This is a genomic window from Leptolyngbya boryana PCC 6306 (genome assembly GCF_000353285.1).
GTDB lineage: Bacteria > Cyanobacteriota > Cyanobacteriia > Leptolyngbyales > Leptolyngbyaceae > Leptolyngbya > Leptolyngbya boryana.
This window is the reverse complement of the sequence record NZ_KB731324.1, coordinates 1,621,638-1,640,477: the sequence shown is the minus strand read 5'-3', so window position 1 is coordinate 1,640,477 and position 18,840 is coordinate 1,621,638. Positions and strand designations below refer to the sequence as shown.

At 48.2% G+C, this 18,840-nt stretch carries 14 protein-coding genes and 1 tRNA gene; 6 read left to right on the top strand and 9 right to left on the bottom strand.

Annotated features, from left to right (window positions below):
- Window positions 1–131 precede the first annotated feature (131 nt).
- Both LEPBO_RS0108105 and LEPBO_RS0108100 read right to left on the bottom strand, forming a co-directional pair.
- Window positions 132–944 carry a carbon-nitrogen hydrolase family protein gene (locus LEPBO_RS0108105; protein WP_017287051.1) on the bottom strand — a complete coding sequence of 271 codons (813 nt, stop codon included), beginning with the start codon at window positions 942–944 and terminating at the stop codon, window positions 132–134.
- A 141-nt stretch (window positions 945–1,085) separates the two neighbouring features.
- A complete protein-coding gene (locus LEPBO_RS0108100) occupies window positions 1,086–1,265 on the bottom strand; it encodes a hypothetical protein (protein ID WP_026148494.1) in 180 nt (59 codons plus the stop codon).
- A 196-nt stretch (window positions 1,266–1,461) separates the two neighbouring features.
- Between LEPBO_RS0108100 and LEPBO_RS36445 the strand changes: the two genes are divergently transcribed.
- A complete protein-coding gene (locus LEPBO_RS36445) occupies window positions 1,462–1,914 on the top strand; it encodes a hypothetical protein (protein WP_017287049.1) in 453 nt (150 codons plus the stop codon).
- A gap of 92 nt (window positions 1,915–2,006) precedes the next feature.
- Here the strand turns inward: LEPBO_RS36445 and LEPBO_RS0108090 are convergent, their stop codons facing one another.
- Both LEPBO_RS0108090 and LEPBO_RS0108085 read right to left on the bottom strand, forming a co-directional pair.
- Window positions 2,007–2,954, bottom strand: a complete 948-nt coding sequence (locus LEPBO_RS0108090; protein WP_017287048.1) for a DUF1517 domain-containing protein — start codon at window positions 2,952–2,954, stop codon at window positions 2,007–2,009.
- Window positions 2,955–3,143: 189 nt separating this feature from the next.
- Window positions 3,144–3,216 (bottom strand) — tRNA-Arg (locus LEPBO_RS0108085).
- A gap of 275 nt (window positions 3,217–3,491) precedes the next feature.
- On the opposite strand from LEPBO_RS0108085, the gene LEPBO_RS0108080 reads away from it, so the two are divergent.
- From LEPBO_RS0108080 to LEPBO_RS0108070, 3 genes are all read left to right on the top strand, one after another.
- Window positions 3,492–4,163: an Npun_F0813 family protein gene (locus LEPBO_RS0108080; protein WP_017287047.1), complete on the top strand. Its 672-nt coding sequence runs from the start codon at window positions 3,492–3,494 to the stop codon at window positions 4,161–4,163.
- Between the two features lie 36 nt (window positions 4,164–4,199).
- Window positions 4,200–5,294, top strand: coding sequence for a hypothetical protein (locus LEPBO_RS0108075; protein ID WP_017287046.1), 1,095 nt, complete (start codon window positions 4,200–4,202; stop codon window positions 5,292–5,294).
- Between the two features lie 207 nt (window positions 5,295–5,501).
- Window positions 5,502–6,374: a hypothetical protein gene (locus LEPBO_RS0108070; protein ID WP_017287045.1), complete on the top strand. Its 873-nt coding sequence runs from the start codon at window positions 5,502–5,504 to the stop codon at window positions 6,372–6,374.
- Here the strand turns inward: LEPBO_RS0108070 and LEPBO_RS36440 are convergent.
- Entirely contained in the window at window positions 6,371–6,604 is a 234-nt protein-coding gene (locus LEPBO_RS36440) for a LapA family protein (protein ID WP_017287044.1), read from the bottom strand. The two genes, LEPBO_RS0108070 and LEPBO_RS36440, sit on opposite strands and share 4 nt — an antisense overlap.
- 166 nt (window positions 6,605–6,770) lie before the next feature.
- The gene (locus tag LEPBO_RS0108060) at window positions 6,771–7,763 is read right to left on the bottom strand and encodes a ribose-phosphate pyrophosphokinase (RefSeq protein ID WP_017287043.1); all 993 of its coding nucleotides are present in this window, start codon (window positions 7,761–7,763) and stop codon (window positions 6,771–6,773) included.
- A 519-nt stretch (window positions 7,764–8,282) separates the two neighbouring features.
- Between LEPBO_RS0108060 and LEPBO_RS0108050 the strand changes: the two genes are divergently transcribed.
- Window positions 8,283–8,741 (top strand): GatB/YqeY domain-containing protein, encoded by a 459-nt coding sequence (locus LEPBO_RS0108050; RefSeq protein ID WP_017287041.1) that lies wholly within the window; start codon window positions 8,283–8,285, stop codon window positions 8,739–8,741.
- A gap of 95 nt (window positions 8,742–8,836) precedes the next feature.
- Here LEPBO_RS0108050 and clpB read toward each other — a convergent pair whose 3' ends face one another.
- From clpB to LEPBO_RS0108035, 3 genes are all read right to left on the bottom strand, one after another.
- Window positions 8,837–11,524 (bottom strand): ATP-dependent chaperone ClpB, encoded by a 2,688-nt coding sequence (gene clpB / locus LEPBO_RS0108045; RefSeq protein ID WP_017287040.1) that lies wholly within the window; start codon window positions 11,522–11,524, stop codon window positions 8,837–8,839.
- Between the two features lie 276 nt (window positions 11,525–11,800).
- The gene (locus LEPBO_RS0108040) at window positions 11,801–15,787 is read right to left on the bottom strand and encodes a magnesium chelatase subunit H (protein ID WP_017287039.1); all 3,987 of its coding nucleotides are present in this window, start codon (window positions 15,785–15,787) and stop codon (window positions 11,801–11,803) included.
- A 371-nt stretch (window positions 15,788–16,158) separates the two neighbouring features.
- Entirely contained in the window at window positions 16,159–16,548 is a 390-nt protein-coding gene (locus LEPBO_RS0108035; protein ID WP_017287038.1) for a hypothetical protein, read from the bottom strand.
- Window positions 16,549–16,903: 355 nt separating this feature from the next.
- On the opposite strand from LEPBO_RS0108035, the gene LEPBO_RS0108025 reads away from it, so the two are divergent.
- Window positions 16,904–18,826: a chloride channel protein gene (locus tag LEPBO_RS0108025; RefSeq protein ID WP_017287036.1), complete on the top strand. Its 1,923-nt coding sequence runs from the start codon at window positions 16,904–16,906 to the stop codon at window positions 18,824–18,826.
- The last annotated feature ends 14 nt before the right edge of the window (window positions 18,827–18,840 follow it).

Below are 18,840 nucleotides of genomic sequence, written 5' to 3'. Positions count from 1 at the left end.
TAAGTGGGGTGGGGAGTGGGGAGTAGGAAGTGGGGAGTCGAAGCATTCCTTCTATCTCTTCTTCACAAACCTTTTCACAAAGCTTGCATTACCCTACTCCCCACTCCCCACTCCCTACTTCTGCAAGCCAATCAACTAAATACCCGATGCTGCAACGAAGGCATCTGTCGTCTCACCTGCTCCAATCGACCGGGTGCAATTTCCGCGATCGCGACTCCAGTCATTTCTCCGGCATCTGCTAAGATCACGCCCCACGGGTCAATAATCATGGCGTGTCCATGCGATTGTCGCAGAGAATTATGTCGTCCGGTTTGGGCAGGGGCAATCACATAACAGGTATTCTCGATCGCTCTTGCTTGCAACAATACTTGCCAGTGGTCTTTTCCGGTATGCGCCGTAAAGGCTGCCGGAACAAACAGAACTTCTGCGCCAAGCTGAGTCATTTGACGGTAAAGCTCGGGAAATCTCACGTCATAGCAAACAGACAAACCGATATTTCCGAGATCCTTGGAAGGATGAATCGGTGGGACTCTTGTTCCTGCAACGACAGTTGCCGATTCCCGATACGTATTACCATCGGGCAAATTCACGTCAAACAGGTGAACCTTTTCGTAACGGGCAAGTTCTTCTCCATTCGGAGCAACGAGCAACGCCGTATTGTAGACCTTCCCAGGCTCAACAGGGACAGGATAACCGCCACCTAGAATTGTCACTTGGAAACGTTGCGCCATTGTTTTGAGAAACTTTTCGCTTTCAACGGCGATCTCGTCTGCTTGCGCAATTTTTCCTTCTTCATCTCCGAGAAACGAAAAATTCTCAGGCAAGCCGATTAATTCTGCACCTCGTCGAACTGCAATCTCGATCAATTCTTCTGCTTGCGCCAAATTCTTTTGCAGATCGGGCAAGCTGTTCATTTGCACAGCAGCAGCTAAATAAGACTTCATGGGATCAACTCACGGGTTTTGCGCTCAAAATGGCTCTAAATCGTACCGGGCTTTTAAAACAGCTTTAAGTGGGCAATCTCAGGATTTGAAATTGCTCACTTAATACTTTAGACCGCGTTGATCCCGATCGCTGTAAGTTTTCTATGAATCTGATCGCTCTTGAGGATTATGGTGCAAAACAATTTGAACGATTGAAGAAATAATTCCAACGATCGCACCGACCACCAAAAACATCATTAACATTGCCAACGCAGAGAATGGCGAAATCACGAACACTAACAGCAAGGTCATCAATAGTAGCGAAGTTAAAGCCCGACTCATTTCTTTCACCAACTCAAAAATTAATATCTTCACTCTAAAATTGAGCGCGGATTCTGCCCTCTAACAAAAGCTACATTTCAATTTATCTGCTCATCAGAAGCGTAAGATTCCTTCACAGTCAAGGGTTTGAGTTCAAGTTATGATCGGTTTCTTAAGTAAATGATTTCCCTTGTAACAAACCCGGACTGGATCTGTCATGAATGACTGGCAAAAGGACTTAACTGAGATGTTAGAAACGTTCGTCAATCAAGTGGAAGAATTCTTTTTAGATGTTGCTCAAAATGCCACTGAGGCGATGTCTGAATTTGTTGAATTCTCTGAAGAAGTTTCAGTTCAAATCAATACAACCTTTGTCGATGAAGTTGAGGAATATCTCACGCACTTAGTCAGTCCGGTTCTGGAAGCTTACTTCGGGATAGGAGGCGCGATCGATGAAGTGACTCAGCCAATTACTCGCACCGTTGAACCGATGCTGACGCAACACTCTGCTTGTGTCGGCTGCCGTCATTTTCACGGTCAGTATTACGGGGAGAGCTTTTTAGTCTGCGGAATGCACCCCTATGGCATGGGAGAAGGCGTTGAAACCTGTCCTGATAAAGAAGCGGTCGATTGGGGATTATTTCGATTCGACGATCGTGAAGAATGGTAGCGGATGAATGCCCTCGTAGCGGATATCTAGAACTTGAAGAAGAATCTGATCAATAAAAAGGCGGGAAGTTAGTCCGCCTTTTTTCGTTCACATTAAACCAGCTTTAGATTGGGATATTCTGCCAGAAGATCGTCTCGGGTGAGAACATCACCATCAGCTTGAGGTGTCCATAATACTTCCAGTGCCAACAATTGATCACTCGAAACACTTCCCAATTGACTCAGCGATCGTCGCAGATCTTCAGCGCTGTTAATTTCTGGAAGCTGCAACTTTCCTTGAGTTCCAACCAGCAGCGTCACGACGATATACTCTCCTGGAGCCTCTGCTAACGCTGAATCCTTGTCTGCCAAGGTGAGTGCACTTGACGAAGCCTGTTTCAACTGGTTATTCACATTCGAGAGCGTCTCAGCACTGAATTTACTCCGTTCCGACAACGCCAACCGATTAAATTCACCACTTGCTGCTTCTAATCGCGTTTGCTTCGCTTCTGTTGTGCCGTAGACCCAGTATTGGGGGTTGCGAAGCAGTGCCAGTGAAGCTTCTTGCAAGACTTGCGCCAAGCCTTCCGAAGAACTGGTATCTGCTTTTTCACCAATGCGATCGAGATCTGCTTTGAGTTCCCGCGCTTCGGCTAACAGACCAACTTGCACTTTCGCAACGGAAATCGTCGGTGTGCTGCTATATCCTAATTCGTTATCGTCACCTGCCCGGCGGAAGCTATTGACGAGGAAGCTCGCGATCGAGATAAAAATCAACAGCGTAAACAATCCGCCAAATCCGCCACCGACTCCAAAGAAGGGGAAGTAAACAAACGGAAAGAATCCGCCGCCCCCACCCGGATAATAGCCCCCGCCTCCAGGAGGCGCATAGGTACGACCCGGTGAGGAATACCCACGAGACGGCATTCTGAACGATCCGCCGCCAATCCGTCCGCCGCTCGCCGCCATTGCATTATCTGCTTGACTAAAAACCAGCGTAAAGACGAGCGCGATCGCAAGCACAGGTCGGATCAACGTTTTAAATAGGTTTGAAAGTTTCATGAGTTTATCCTCATCTCTTACCCGGACAAGGATCTGTCTCAGTCCGGTTGGGTGGCACTCTGCTTTAACATTTCGTTACAGAGTTTTAAGCTAACAGATCTACTGTATCGCGTTCCCGATGGGTTGAGAATGTCCCAAGAGAAGGGTTTCAGGGGAGATAACCGTACTTAAACGCACGCTCTAAAAAAGCGGATCCTATTGGACTCGAACCAATGACCGACCGCTTAGAAGGCGGTTGCTCTATCCACTGAGCTAAGGATCCAAAAAAATCAAGTCATTTACCAATATAACGGCGGAAGGCAATTTTAAGACAGCGAAACGACATCAAAATAAATTTTTAGCTTTGTACTGTTGACGATCGCAACAAGATTTATCAAGCAGATGTGAAGTCGAGGCACAAAACGGGGAATTCAAGAAAGTGAACCGATTCGATGCGGTTTGTCCCAAATCCGATCTTATCTTGAGTGTCGATCGACACAATCCCAGGCATAATGACGAACAACGTCAGTGCCCTACCCCCTAGCCCTGAGCCGCTTTATGTTCATTCTGAAACGGCAGGATGTTGAGATCAGCAGCATTCAGCACCCCAAACGCGATCAAAAAGTTCCTATCTTGTCCTACCAAGGGCAAACGTTTCGCCTGATCCAGGTCTTTAGTGCTGGACAGGAAGAAGATGCACGCGCCTTCTGGCGAGACTTAACTGACAACCAAGGAAAAGCCTGCGTTCTCCTTGAAGAACCAGAGCGATACAGTATCTGGGGCAAAGTCCGCCTCGATCAATTGGGCAATGAGCCAAGTGGTCACGACGCTGGGGGAGCGGTTTCAGCGATGTTTACTCAAGCCTGTTTGTTGATGCTCCAAGCGATGTACATCGATATTGAAGATCTCATGGGCACAAAGCAAGCGGCTTCGTTTGAAAAAGATGTCACTCATGTATTTCAGCAGTGGCGATTTCCGCAAACCGAGTCTCCTAGTGCAGTCAAGCAACTTTTGACTGTGAATCCCCTCAACAGTTTGCAGACTCCAACTTGGCAAGAGAATCTCCTCAACGTGTTGCTACAAGAACTGCACCGTCTTGGAAAAGCCTATTTCGGTAAATCATCTTTCTCCAATCGTATTCTAGATGCCCTGCAAGATCTCCCGCAAGGCGAACGCAGCCGATTTATGGAATGGCTGAGTCATTCCCCCACGGGCAAACTCTGGTCTTAACCCCCTTGCACACCGTCCCCTTGTTGAAAATTCCTTATGAGTAGTTCAGCTAGTAAATCTTCCTCGAAAACTCTCTCTGTTCAAGCGATCGTCTTTTCAGAGATCCTCTTAGCAGTCCTTGCCCTGCTGTTTTCCTTACTGTTTAGTGTGCCAGATCCAGGTCAAAGTCGCCCGGATTGGTATTCCTATGGCACTTCAATGTTTGAAGCTGTGGCATTTTTCACAGCGGCGATGTTGTGTTTTAGGAACTGGAACAGCCCTCAAATCGTGAGTGGTCGCCGCGTTTGGTTGGGGATTGGCTTAGGAATGCTGTTTTACGGCATTGGAACGATTCTATTTACCTTCTGGGAGACTTATTTGGGACGAGAGGCAGCGGTTTCTCCTGGAGATTTCTTTTTTGTTCCCACTTATATCTTTTTGTCGTGGGGCATGATTATGGCGTTTGCCGATCGCCGATTGAATTTGGATCTCTGGCAATGGGCAATTGTTGGATTAATTGCAGCAATCAGTATCGCTTTTGCAACTTGGCTCACTCTAGCAACGAATGCAAAACTGCCAACGCAGTCTCTCTTGGGTGAACCTGCAATTGCACAAACGGCTCCGGCACAAACGGCTCCGGCACAAATCGCTCCGGCACAAATCGCTCCTACAAAACCTGCTCCAAGAGCCACGACTGCTCCTGCTCCGAAGCCTTCTCCTGTGATCAATGCGACTCCGGCTGCTCCGAAACCAACGGCTGCGCCCACTGAATCTAAGCAAGAACAGCCCGCAGAAGAGTCTGCTCCAGCTTGGGTTGTCCTGATTGAAACCCAGCTCGAACCGCTCAAACCTTTTCTCGATTACTTCTACGTTTTAGCGGATGTGTTCATTCTGATCATTGCGACAACGTTGCTGCTTGCTTTCTGGGGTGGACGGTTCTCGCAGTCGTGGCGAATGATTGCAGCAGCGGCATTTTCGCTTTATATCGCAGATATGTGGTTTAAGTACGCAACCACTCAACTCGAAAACTATCAGAGTGGAGCGTTAGTCGAAATCTTCTGGACATTTAGCGGCGTGCTCTTTGGAATTGGCGCAGCGCTAGAGTTTGATCTGAGTCGATCGAGGCGGAGTAGCTCCCGGAGAAGAGCTTAGAGCAAAAAAAGGAGAAGCAACTTGCTTCTCCTTTTTTTTGCCCTACCCTTCGGGGAATACAGATACATAGAATCTTTGTGAGCGAAGTCGCAACCCGATCAATGCCATTGGTTTCCCAATGCAAAATTCGGATTTGCCCGTCCTTCTCGATCGCTTCAGCATAGAATAGATGAGTAATTGCCGCGCCGCAAGTGCGCTAAGTTTCGCATGAGCAGACTGTCTGATTCTGATAAGAGCCATATTATTGAACTGTATCGCCAATCCGGGGAAACGACGCTTACGTTGGCAGAGCGTTACGGAGTCAGCAATACAACGATCAGCCGTATTCTGAAAAGCACGTTGTCGCCTGAAGAGTACGACAGTCTAATTCAGCAAAAACGGTCAGCATCTCGTGGAGGATCGAAACCAGCGGCTCCCCCCGATGAGGCTCCTGTGCAAGGCAGTTTGCTCGAACCCGAAGAAACGGTCGAGCCAGAACTGATTGAAGAGAAGCCGTCGAAACCGGCTGCGCCTGTTCGTCGCTCGCGTCGTCGCTCTTCCGAGCCTGAAGAAGTAGAGTCAACTCCGGTTGCAGCAGAGCCAGAATTAACGGAAGCGAGCACCATTGAAGCGATCGTCGGTGAAGATCTCACGCCCACCCCAGACGGAATGCTGGATGACGATGATTTAGAAGACGATCTCGATGATCTCGATGGTCTCGATGATGACCTCGATGACGAGGATGACGAGCCAGCAATTTTGCCTTCGATTCAACTGAGTGCGTCAGACTTTATTCGGGTTTTGCCGATCGCAGAAGCTGCCATTCCAAAGACGTGTTATTTGGTGGTCGATCGCTCTGCGGAACTCGTCGCGCGTCCATTGAGTGAATTTGCGGAATTGGGACAAATTCCTAAAGATGAGATCGAAGAGAAAACGCTCCCTGTCTTTGATAATCACCGAGTTGCGAAACGATTTTCTAATATCCGGACGCAACGGGTGATCAAAGTGCCGGATAGCCGAGTGCTGCAAAAAACGGCCCCTCACTTGCAAGCGAAGGGAATTACTCGGCTGCTGATTGACGGGCAAGTGTATGCGCTCTAATCTTCGTCACTGGGTGTGAGAGAAAATCCGAGAAGCGGTTGAGCGATCGCACTGCCGATGATCCCAATCATGACGCTGAACGCAATCACTAATCCAAACGGGATTTCGATCGTTTGCAAGGTGAGAAATCTCAAGGTGACAGGGGTTGCGTTTTGAATAGCAATCAGCGCGATCGCGCCAATCCAAACGGCAACAATGCATGCAGTCAGTAAAGTGGCAAAACTTCTCATAAGTTTCAGGAATCAAGGACTGAGCAAGTGTAGGAAATATCATCAGCCGCGAACTGATAGAAATTAAATCCTTGTGAGACATTTCCTCTCCGTGGGCAGGTTAGACACTGCCCACTTTCATTTTAAAAAACAAAACCGCCGATATCGGCGGTTTTGTGCAAGCTAATTAGCGAAACAAACTACTGACAGAACTATCTTCGTGAATCCGCCAAATCGTCTCACCAATCACGTTTGCCACAGAAAGAATGGTCAACTGGGGAAAGCGATTTTCTTCTGCAATCGGGATAGTGTTCGTCACAATGACTTCTTCAAGCAAGCCGCTTGAGAGTCGCTCGATCGCAGGAGGCGAGAAAACGGCATGAGTTGCACATGCATAAACTTGACGGGCACCTTCTTTCCGAAGAATTTTTGCGCCTTCTAAGATTGTGCCTGCTGTATCAATCATGTCATCGACGAGAACCGCAGTCTTGCCGCGGACATCTCCAATCACATTCATCACTTCTGCGATGTTATGAGCTTGCCGACGCTTATCAATAATTGCGAGTGGCGCATCATTGAGTCGTTTTGCCAACGCCCGTGCTCGTGCAACGCCTCCCACGTCTGGAGAAACAACGACTAGATCTTCAAGCTGCTTACTCGCGATGTAATCAACGAGAGTCGGCGAACCGTAGACATGATCCATTGGGATATCGAAATATCCTTGAATCTGCGCGGCATGTAAATCCATCGCGAGAATTCGGTTTGCACCTGCTTGCGTAATCAAGTTCGCGGCAAGTTTTGCCGTAATTGATTCTCGTCCGGCAGTTTTACGATCGGCTCGAGCATAACCGTAATAGGGTAGAACGGCTGTGATTTGCCGTGCCGACGCGCGCCGACAGGCATCAATCATAATCAGCAGTTCCATCAAGTTGTCATTGACTGGGCGACAGGTCGGCTGAATCAGATAAACATCACATCCTCGGATTGACTCTTGAATCTGGACGTAAAGTTCGCCGTCAGCGAAGCATTTACGCACCATTGGGCTGAGATCCATTCCCAAGTAGCGGGCAATCTCTAGGGATAGCGGAGTGTTAGATGATCCCGCAAGCAGCCGCAGACGATGGTTATCAGGAATCGTAGGCAGAGCAGAGGGAGGAGTCAATGTTGCAGAATGGATCACGTCAAGTCCTCGAACGCATTCAACGCAATAGTATCACTGAGACTTCTAGCTGTTGTCTCAGATTTCGTGGTTCTAAAGTATTCGTAAATGGCAGATGAATTTGCGAAATATTTGTTTAAAACCGAACCACTGATAGCGTACCGACAGTTGCTGCTATCGAACTTCATCCAATTAGGTGAAAAAGTTACCACAAGTAAGAATCGATCCAAGTCAGTGAGTCAGTAAAAGGGTATTTATCGCACCTTATTCTGCCAAATTTGTTTGCAATTCGCAATGTGTATTTACGAGGATCGCGATCGCGGACGGGCACCATCATTTTGTGCGGAGTGACATTGTTCTAAATTCACAAATGTGCTTCAGCAGCCAACTGCATTCATTTTACGGCGTGGGGAGATGGGTGAGAACCCAAGTTCAGATTGCTGTCTATCTCCCTATTCGATTTCTTGCGGTGAACGACTAGGTTGAAGTAAACGGACTAAGCTATCCTTAGAGCTTTAGTTATGCAAGGATTAGCCAGTTATGAGCCTAAAAGATCGCATCACCGATGAGATTAAAACCGCGATGAAAGCTCAAGATAAATTGCGCTTGGAGACGTTGCGGAGTATTAAAAAGGTGCTGCTTGAAAAAGAGGTGAGTGTTCGTCCTTCGGGTCAGACGGAGTTGACTGAGGAGCAGGAGATCGAGTCGTTGTCTCAGATTGCAAAACAGCGGCGCGATTCGATCGAGCAATATACAAACGCGAATCGCCCGGATCTTGCTCAGAAAGAAGCGGAGGAGTTGGCGATTATTGAGACATTTCTCCCGGCGCAGATGTCGGATGAGGAAGTTGAAAATGCGATCGCGAAAATCATTGCAGATGTCGGAGCGTCTTCACCGAAAGATATGGGCAAAGTGATGGGTCCAGTGATGCAGCAGTTGAAAGGTAAGGCGGATGGGAAGAAGGTGCAAGCGATCGTGAAGGCAAAGTTGGGCGCGTAGAGGTGGGGAGTGGGGAGTAGGTGAATGATCCAAGATCCAAACAGTTGAGTCGAGATTAAATTCACTCCCACTCCCCACTCCCTACCCCCTACTCCCTACTCCCGCCTTTCTGCCACCGCCACAGAAGCCGTATTCACAGTTTGAGAACTGGAAACCAACTCTTTCTTGCTAAATTTCAACTTGCCTTCGACGAGATCGATCACGATCGTATCTCCTTCGCCGAATGCGTTTTCGAGCAGTTTGGTTGCAATCGGGTTTTGTAATTCGCGTTGAATGGCTCGCTTCAGGGGACGTGCGCCGTAAGTTGGGTCGTATCCAACATCGGCAACATATTTCTGGGCTGCAGCCGAAAGTTCCAACGTAATTTTCTGATCGCTCAACATGCTTTGAATTCGGATCAATTGCAGTCTGACGATCTCGCCTAATTCTGCTCGGCTCAATGGATGGAACAGGATAGTATCGTCGATCCGATTGAGAAATTCAGGGCGGAAATGTTTCCGGAGAGCCGTCATGACTCGTTTCTGCATTTCCTCGTACTTGGCTTCATCGCCTGCGATATCGAGAATGTGTTCGCTGCCAATATTGCTCGTCATTACGATGACTGCGTTGCGAAAATCGACGGTGCGACCTTGAGAATCGGTAATTCGCCCATCGTCGAGAACTTGCAGCAGAATGTTGAACACATCCGGGTGGGCTTTCTCTACTTCATCCAGCAAGACAACCGAGTAAGGCTTGCGACGAATCGCTTCTGAAAGTTGTCCGCCTTCGTCATAGCCGACATATCCAGGAGGCGCACCGACCAGACGCGAGACGGAATGCTTTTCCATGTATTCCGACATATCGAGGCGCACGATCGCATCGTCAGAGTCAAACAAAAATTGCGCCAATGCCCGCGCGAGTTCTGTTTTCCCGACTCCGGTTGGTCCCATGAATAGGAATGATCCAATCGGACGGCTGGGATCTTTCATTCCCGATCGCGCTCGACGAATCGCGGCTGCAACAGCTTCGACTGCATCATGCTGTCCGATTACGCGCTCATGCAGATGCCCTTCCAAGTTGAGAAGTTTTTGCCGTTCAGATTCGAGCAGTCGAGTAATGGGGATGCCTGTCCATCGCGCTACGATTTCAGCAATGTCTGCTTCCGTGACTTGTTCGCGCAGAAGCGTACTTCCTCCGGCTTGCAGTTCGATGAGTTGTGCTTCTTGTTTTTCTCGATCGTGCTGTAAGGCTTCTAGGCGACCGTATTTTAACTGTGCGGCGGTATTGAGATCGTAGGCGCGCTCAGCTTGCTCGATTTGTACGCGCAGTTGATCTTCTTCTTGTTTGAGCGATTTAATCGTTTCAAGAATTTGTTTTTCGCTTTGCCATTGCGAATCGAGCGCGTCTTTTTTGGGCTGAAGCTCCGAAATTTCTTGTTCCAGCCGTTCTAAACGGTCTTTAGAATTTCGGCTAAGTCCAGTTAAACCCGTGATTTTGTCTTCGCTCTTGATCGAGAGCTTTTCCATTTCAAGCTGTCTCAAACGACGCTCGATTTGCTCTAGCTCGGTCGGCTTGGAGGTGATTTCCATCCGCAGTTTTGCGGCAGCTTCGTCAACGAGATCGATCGCTTTATCGGGAAGAAAGCGATCGCTAATATATCGGCTCGATAAGGTTGCCGCTGCCACTAATGCTGAATCAGTGATATTGACCCCGTGATGGACTTCGTAGCGCTCTTTTAAGCCGCGCAGGATCGAAATCGTGTCTTCAACGGTCGGCTGGTCAATCATCACCTGCTGGAATCGCCGTTCTAGCGCCGCATCTTTCTCGATATATTTGCGATATTCATCTAAAGTCGTTGCTCCAATACAGCGCAACTCGCCTCTTGCTAGCATCGGCTTCAGCAAGTTTCCAGCATCCATGTTGCCTTGCCCTGCTGCCCCGGCTCCGACCACGGTATGGAGTTCATCGATGAAGAGAACGATCTGCCCATCGGACTGAATGACTTCTTTCAGGACGGCTCGCAGTCGATCTTCAAATTCACCTCGATACTTCGCACCAGCAATCAGCGATCCCATGTCGAGCGAGATTAATTTCCGATTTTTAAGCGATTCGGGAACGTCACCATTGATAATTCGTTGGGCAAGACCTTCAGCGATCGCGGTTTTCCCAACGCCTGGTTCTCCGATTAAGACCGGATTATTTTTCGTTCTGCGAGACAGAACTTGCACAACCCGACGAATTTCTTCATCCCGCCCAATCACTGGATCGATTTTTCCGGCTTTGGCACGCTCGGTCAGATCCATCCCGAATTTCTCTAAAGCGGAATAACGGGATTCAGGGGCTTGATCGGTCACTTTTTGGCTACCACGAACGTCTCGAATTGCCGTATCTAGCCTTGCGGTATCGACATTGAGGCTGCGAAATAGCTTCATGCCGAGGCGAGGATCATCTGCAAAGGATTTGAGGAGATGCTCGATCGAAATAAAATCGTCTTGCATCGCGACACGGGCGGTTTCAGCTCGATCGAGCATGACATCCAGATTACGACCCAGGTAGAGCTGTTCAGAACTCCCGACTTTGGGCTGGCGACGGGCATACTCGTCGATCTGCTGCCACAAGCGGGTTGCTTCCACTCCGACTTTAGTTAAAATTTTTGCTGCTAGCCCATCTTCTTGCTCTAGCAGGCTAATCATTAAATGTTCAACTTCTAAATTCTGGTGTCGATAGCGGCGTACGACATCTTGTGCCTGTACGATCGCTTCCCAGGCTTTATCTGTAAATTTGCTTGGGTCTGTGGGTTGCATGTATTCCGATAGGTCTATTCATCATTCTTCTTGAGCCTTCATTGTAGCGACTTAGGGTCAAGAGTTTGTATTGAGTTGAGCAGTCTCATGGTTGAAGCAGGGTTTGCAGCTTCATGATGATTTTTGCCCGGCAGTAAATTTTTGATTTCCAAAATATCGGATTGAGCTTTTGCATCAGAGAATTTTGGAAAAAACCTTGCGGCACTTAATTTATTCCGTTAAAAGCAAAGGCACGATCGATATCGATCGTGCCTTTTTACTCATCTCAGTGTGAGATTATTCAACGCCTTCGATGCGGTCTTCGACTTCTTGATAGAGTTCGCGGAGTCGATCAAGGTTTTCTTCGCTCGTTTCCCAATAGCCTCGACCATTTGCTTCGAGCAAGGTCGTCACCATCTTACGGAACGAGTTGGGATTGAGATCCAACAAGCGCTTACACATTTCCTCATCTTTGAAGAATGTGGTGTTGGTATCTTCGTAAACCCAGTTATCAACAGCGTTTGCCGTTGCTGACCAGCCCATTGTATTGACCAATCGCTTCGACAATTCCCGCACGCCTTCATACCCGTGGCTCAACATGCCCTCATACCATTTCGGATTGAGCATTTTCGTCCGAGCATCGAGACGAACGGTTTCAGAAAGCGTCCGAATCTGAGCATTCGCTGTAGTCGTGTCTGCCATGTAGGAAGAAGGCATCTTGCCGTCATCGCGCAGGCTCGACACGATCTTGGTCGGATCGGAGTCGTAGTAGTGCGAAACGTCGGTGAGCGAAATCTCAGAAGAATCGAGGTTTTGGAAGGTAACATCGGCAGTCTTCAGCGAGGCGCGGAAAACGGCTTCGTTTTGTTCCATCATGCCGGGATTGTCTGAGGAGAAAGCAAACCCTTTCCGAGAGAGGTACATGTTTTGCAGTTCCTCTTCGTTCTCCCACGTACCATTCTCAACGGCTAAGTTGATATTCGACGAGTAAGAACCAGAAGCATTCGAGAACACACGAGTCGCCGCTTGGCGCAGGTTAATGCCTAACTCATCGGCTTGCTTCATCGCGTGCTTGCGAACAAAGTTCATTTCCAAAGGTTCTTCTGCTTCGGCAGCCATTTTCACAGCTCGATCGAGTAATGCCATTTGGTTAATAAACAAGTCGCGGAATACACCGGAACAGTTGACGACGACATCGATCCGAGGTCTGCCTAACTCTTCTAAAGGAATCAAGTCCAGCTTATTAATCCGTCCCAAGGAGTCGGGTAACGGACGAACTCCAACCATCCAGAGAATCTGAGCCAGCGATTCGCCATATGTTTTGATGTTGTCAGTTCCCCAGAGCACGCAGGCGATCGTTTCTGGGTAAGCTCCGTTATTCTCTGCACATTGCCGGGCAATTAAGCGATCGACGACGATCTTCGCAGATTTCACCGCAGCAGCAGTCGGAATCGATTGTGGATCAAGTGCGTGAATGTTCTTTCCAGTCGGCAATACATCGGGGTTCCGAATCGGATCACCACCGGGGCCTGGCAGAATGTATTCCCCTTCTAGTGCCGTCAGCAATGCACCCAATTCATTGTCTGCAACGACTTGCTTCAAGCAGAACTGCAAGAACTCGATCAGAGGTTTGATCGCTTCTTGATCCACATTCGGATAGCCTGCTTCATGCAAAGCTTCGATCCAAGGTGCTTTCTTGTTGCCTCCAAAGTTAAACAAGTTGCCTAACATCGAGGTTTTAGAAACGCGCCCTTCTTGGTCGATCTGAGCATTCACCATTGCTGCGACAGCATTGCGAGTGGCTTGGTTGATATCATTCAACAGTTGAACATCGTTGAGCACGCCCAAATCACTGTTTTGGAAGACTTCGTCAATGTCGCGGTTCAAGCTATTCGCAATGATCCGAGGCAAGCTCAGCATTTCCTCTTCAGGACGATCGAGGCTTGCGATATTCACTAAAGTTGCGATCGCTTCTTCTGCCGTAGGTGGCTTACCAATCACGTGCAATCCGCAAGGTAACAACCGCGATTCGATCTCCATCAGTTTGATGTAGACCTTTCCAACGATCGTATCTCGCTCTTCTTGGCTCAATTCGCTGGCATTGTCAGGAAACGCAATATCTTTATCGAGATTGCAAATCCGAGCTTTATCCATGATTGTATCGACGATCTGAACCCCACGACCGGAGTCTTTCAGGGTTTGATAAGAGCCAACTAATTCGCTCAGTTCTTTCAGCCCTTTGTATAGTCCAGCATTCTCAGCCGGAGGTGTTAAGTAACTGATCGTTTCAGCGTAAGAGCGGCGTTTTGCGATCGTTGCCTCAGATGGATTATTGGCAGCGTAGTAGTAAAGGTTCGGAATGGTGCCGATCAAGCTATCTGGGAAGCATTCATCGGACATCCCAATTTGCTTACCAGGCATAAATTCCAACGATCCATGCGTTCCAAAGTGCAGGACTGCGTCTGCTTTCCAGATTTTCTCTAGATAGGTGTAGTACGCTGCGAATCCGTGGTGTGGACTTGCCGATCGCGAGAACAACAGCCGCATCGGATCACCTTCATATCCGAAAGTCGGCTGAACTCCGATAAAGACATTTCCGAACGATTTCCCATATACCAAAAGATTTTGTCCATCGGTGTTGAGATGTCCAGGAGCTGGTCCCCATGACGGGATTAAGCGCTCATGATAGGGAGTCAATTCCTCGTATTCAGGAACTGACATCTTGTAAGCAATGTTCAGTTCGGGGCTGTTGTACTGGGCGCGAGCATCATGCAGCACTTCTAGCATCAACGCTTCACCTGATTCAGGCAAATCTTGAACGTCATAGCCGTTTTGTTTCAAAGCTTCCATGGCTTTGTAAATCGAGCCAAAGACATCCAGGTAAGCTGCGGTTCCCACGTTACCTTTATCCGGCGGGAAGCTGAAGACTGTAATTGCAACACGCTTATGCAGCTTAGGTTTGCGACGCAGATTTGCCCATTTCAAGGCGCGTTGTGCGATCGCTTCGACTCGATCCTGAAGCGCGATCGCTTTACCCGTCGCACCATCTCGACCCGACACGATGATCGGCTCGATCGCACCATCTAGCTCAGGCAATGCGATTTGTAACGCAACTTGAATCGGGTGCAATCCGAGTTCGCTATCTTGCCACTCTTCGGTTGTTTGGAAGACCAGCGGCAATGCCACCATGTAAGGACGATTCAAGCGGCGCAAAGATTCGATCGCTTTGGGATGATCTTGACGAGCGGGGCCACCTACTAGCGCAAATCCAGTCAAAGAGACAACCACGTCAACGATCGCATTCTCAGGATTAATCGGATCATAGAAAAACGCATCAACTGGTTTCGAGAAATCCAAGCCACCCGCAAAGACTGGAATCACCCGTGCGCCCATCGCTTCAAATTCTTGAACCATTGCGACATAGTGAGCGTCATCCCCTGTGACCAGGTGAGTTCTTTGCAACACTAGCCCAACCGTTGGAGCGAGAGGGTCGCGCAGATCTTCGGGAATATCTTTGCGAGAGCTAAACCAGTTGAGATACTCTTTGAGATCCTCGAACATGTGAGGAGCCATCGGATGCCAAATTCCTAGATCCGGATAAACCTGCGGGTCTTGGTATTCGACGTTATGACCGATTTCGCCTTTGAAAACATACTTATCTGCCAACATCAGCAGAAAGTTTTCTAAGTTGTCTGAATTGCCGCCGAGCCAATATTGGAAGCTCAACATAAAGTTGCGAGCATCCTGGGCTTTATCCATCGGCAAGTACTTCAACACTTTGGGCAAAGTATTGAGTAACTTCAGCATCGCGTCTTGGAAGCCTGCGCCGGAATTTTCCTTGCGCTTCTTCATGAAGTTCGCGATCGCGCTTTTTGACTGTCCCAACTGAGCCATTGAGAAGCTACCCAATTTGTTTAGGCGCATCACTTGCGGCATCGACGGGAAGACGACTGCTGCGTCTAAACGATCGCGATGCGGCTCAACGGCAGCAACCACTTTCTCCGCTAAATCTTCGAGGAAAATGAGCGAGGCAATGAAAATGTTTGCTTCTGAAACATCGCGTTGAAAGGCTTCGTAGTTCTCCGGGTTGCGGAGTTCTTCAATCAGATAGCCACTAATTTCAACAGCGACCTTGGGATGATTTGCATTAATTGATCGAACGGCGGCGGAGAGCGCACTTTGATACTGTGGCTCTAACACGACATAGACCACCTTGAGCAATGACCGTCCTGCCAAGTTCTCTGGCGTAATGTGTCGAACGGTGGGCTTGACGTGGGTGAACATGCAGTCAGACTCCTTTTAGCGTGTTCTCTTCTTAAATCGACAAGCGAACGTGAGCGTCCTAATCCAGATCAACCCCAGATTCAGGCAGAGATGTAACGGTTTGTAAAGTTACATGCTCGGCTTTGCGATCGCAAACTGTATTTAATCTACATTTGTGTTTTTACCAGAAAACGTATACATAAAGCGCATTTCGGGACATATATGACACAAATTGATAAGAAATCGGTAATTTTTTGTTACTAACCGTTACAGAGTTATGAGCTAGTGCTCTAGTTTTCTTTACATTTCTTAATTAAGAAATGTAAAGATGAACCTTTCAAGCTAGGTATAAGGACCTATTAACCCGATAAATTCGCAATGTTTTGTAATATTTAATTTTTCAGATCGGTATTTTTCAAAATCGTCTGCTGCACCCAATTGGGAAGTTTCTGTGCACCAGGCTGACTCAGAACTGCGATCGAGAATCCTGCAACAATCAAGCTGCTTAAAATTGTGATCAAGGGAGAATGTTTGGCAAGCCCTGAATCTCTCATGATTCTTGCAATCGGGCGGCTCTGCTTCCTCAACTGCCGACTACTTGGCTTTAATTTTTTGACGCTGAAGGGATCGCGAACATAATGACCGCTAATACTTACAACAAGGCGCGATCGACAATGCGGACAGGTCAGTAATCCATTCACAGAGTTGACTGAGACAAAGTTGCCTGTACGATGGCAAACCGGGCAAGCATGAGAACCGCGATCAAAGGTATCAGCATTCATTGGCAGCAGAAAACCAGCAAAATGACAACATTCGGAAGGCGCGTTTTTAAAGTCGAGTCAATCCAAGCGAAAAATAGCTTCAAGACTTAAATAGCTAAGAAATAATATTTGTAATAGGTTGAGACTTGATCCTTTGATACCAGTTTACCCGCGATCTTCCGTGCAAAGTGCGATCGTTCAGCAAAATTGCGGAAAAATGAGAGCGATTTTTTTCGCAGTTTCGTCTTCTCGGAAGGGCAAAATTTGCCCTGTGTCGAAATCTTTCGGAATTTCGCAAAATACTTGTCTACTCTGGCTTTGATCAATCACAATGAGAATGAGAAATAAAAATTAATCATTATTGATAACCCCTGCCGTGCCCTCGACTCCGCCGCCCAAAATTCTGCTGCCTGATTCTTCGATCGCTCCTCAATCTCGCTTCAATGGTCTGCTGAATCGCCTTCAACCTCATCCGGATACGATCGTGCTGCTCTTAGCCGTTGTGATCGGTGGTGGGGCGGGGTTAGGCGTATTGATGTTCCGCTATTTGATTGAATTATTTCACCGACTGACGCTAGAAGACCTGATGGGAACGATCGGGCATTTTGGGGCTTGGACATTAGCTTGTGTTCCAACGCTCGGTGGAATTCTAGTTGGGCTGATGCGCTGGCTCACGAAAGAATTTAGTCCAGGAATTTCAGGATTAATTGCGGCGGTGCAAGCGGGCAAGGAAATGTCGCCAACTCGCCCCATTATCAAAACAGTAGCGGCAGCCGTTTCGTTGGGGACTGGAGCATCTCTCGGACCCGAAGGTCCAAGTGTAGAAGTCGGCGCAAATTTTGGGTTGTTAGTGGGGCAGAGTTTGAAAGTATCGCGCGATCGCCAACGATTACTGTTAGGTGCAGGCGCAGCAGCCGGATTAGCAGCCGGATTTAATGCGCCGATCGCTGGCGTATTCTTCGCGCTAGAGGTGGTCTTGGGGACGACGTTTGAAACGTCTGCAGCAAGTATTGTCTTACTTTCGGCGGTCGTTTCAGCGCTGATTGCTCAGATTGGACTTGGAGGACAACCTGCATTTGCGCTGCCGGCTTATGAAGTTCGCAGTCCGCTAGAATTGCCGCTCTATCTAGGGTTAGGGCTATTTGCTTGTGTTGTGTCGATCGCTTACACCACTTCTTTAAAGTGGGCAAGTGATGTCTTTCAGGGCAAAATTCCTGGAACCGTTTGGATGGCAAAAATTCCGCGGGAAGCGCAGCCGATTTTAGGCGGTCTATGCGTCGGATTAGTAGCCCTAAAATTGCCGCAAATCTTAGGGGTAGGCTATGACACCGTTGAAGCGATGCTGCGAGATGTGCAATTCTCGTTACTCCTGCTCATGACATTATTAGTTGTGAAATTGCTCATGACAGCGGTCAGTTTAGGGAGCGGGCTAATCGGGGGGATGTTTGCGCCTGCGATGTTTTTGGGTGCGACATTGGGTGCGGCATATGGCAAAGTTTTGCCTTTCGTCTTCCCTATGTTTGCAGGAAGCATTGCTGCACCACCTGCGTATGCAATGGTCGGGATGGCGGCAGTTTTAGCGGCGAGTGTGAATGCGCCTTTAACTTCGATTTTGTTGCTGTTTGAGATGACCCGCGACTATCGAATTGTCTTACCGTTGATGGCAGCGGTGGGATTGAGCGTCTGGCTTGCGAATCTGTTGAAATCGAATCCCGAACAGCCTTCTAACTTGCAGCAAATCGAAGCAAAAGGTGATCCTGCCCCAACTTCAACGAGCTTACAGAAGCAGGAAATGCTCAGAAATGTTTCTGTTGCAGAGGCAATGCATCCGAACTTTCTACAGGTTGAAGAGTCAATGCCACTTTTAGAGGCAGGTTTGCAATTGATTCAAAATCATTGTCATAGTGCATTAGTGGTTAATCTCGATCGCCAATTGATCGGCATTATCACCTTGCAAGATATCAATCGTGCGATCGCACGTTGGGAAACCGAACTGAATCATTTTGATCAAGCCCTCGATCGCACGATCGCGGATGTGTGTACAACCGACATTCTTTATGCCTATAAAGATGAGCCATTAACCGATGCATTAGATAGAATGGCGACTCGTGGATTGCATCAACTTCCTGTCATCGATCGCGAAAATCCGCATCAAATTCTGGGACTTTTAGAGCAAGAAGGCATCACATTGGCATGTAATTTGGCGCTGACGAGAGTTCGGTTAACGCCTTATCTGTCTCACGCCAAAAAAACAAGTCCAACCGAAGCTGAACTTGCCAATGTAGGCGTATTGAATTAACTCTAGATGAGACT

Coding starts and splice junctions, on each gene's coding strand:
- LEPBO_RS36440 (WP_017287044.1), bottom strand. CDS start 6,604: ATGAGAAGTTTTGCCACTTTACTGACTGCATGCATTGTTGCCGTTTGG.
- LEPBO_RS0108070 (WP_017287045.1), top strand. CDS start 5,502: ATGAGCAGACTGTCTGATTCTGATAAGAGCCATATTATTGAACTGTAT.
- clpB (WP_017287040.1), bottom strand. CDS start 11,524: ATGCAACCCACAGACCCAAGCAAATTTACAGATAAAGCCTGGGAAGCG.
- LEPBO_RS36445 (WP_017287049.1), top strand. CDS start 1,462: ATGAATGACTGGCAAAAGGACTTAACTGAGATGTTAGAAACGTTCGTC.
- LEPBO_RS0108090 (WP_017287048.1), bottom strand. CDS start 2,954: ATGAAACTTTCAAACCTATTTAAAACGTTGATCCGACCTGTGCTTGCG.
- LEPBO_RS0108100 (WP_026148494.1), bottom strand. CDS start 1,265: ATGAGTCGGGCTTTAACTTCGCTACTATTGATGACCTTGCTGTTAGTG.
- LEPBO_RS0108040 (WP_017287039.1), bottom strand. CDS start 15,787: ATGTTCACCCACGTCAAGCCCACCGTTCGACACATTACGCCAGAGAAC.
- LEPBO_RS0108035 (WP_017287038.1), bottom strand. CDS start 16,548: ATGAATGCTGATACCTTTGATCGCGGTTCTCATGCTTGCCCGGTTTGC.
- LEPBO_RS0108050 (WP_017287041.1), top strand. CDS start 8,283: ATGAGCCTAAAAGATCGCATCACCGATGAGATTAAAACCGCGATGAAA.
- LEPBO_RS0108080 (WP_017287047.1), top strand. CDS start 3,492: ATGTTCATTCTGAAACGGCAGGATGTTGAGATCAGCAGCATTCAGCAC.
- LEPBO_RS0108075 (WP_017287046.1), top strand. CDS start 4,200: ATGAGTAGTTCAGCTAGTAAATCTTCCTCGAAAACTCTCTCTGTTCAA.
- LEPBO_RS0108105 (WP_017287051.1), bottom strand. CDS start 944: ATGAAGTCTTATTTAGCTGCTGCTGTGCAAATGAACAGCTTGCCCGAT.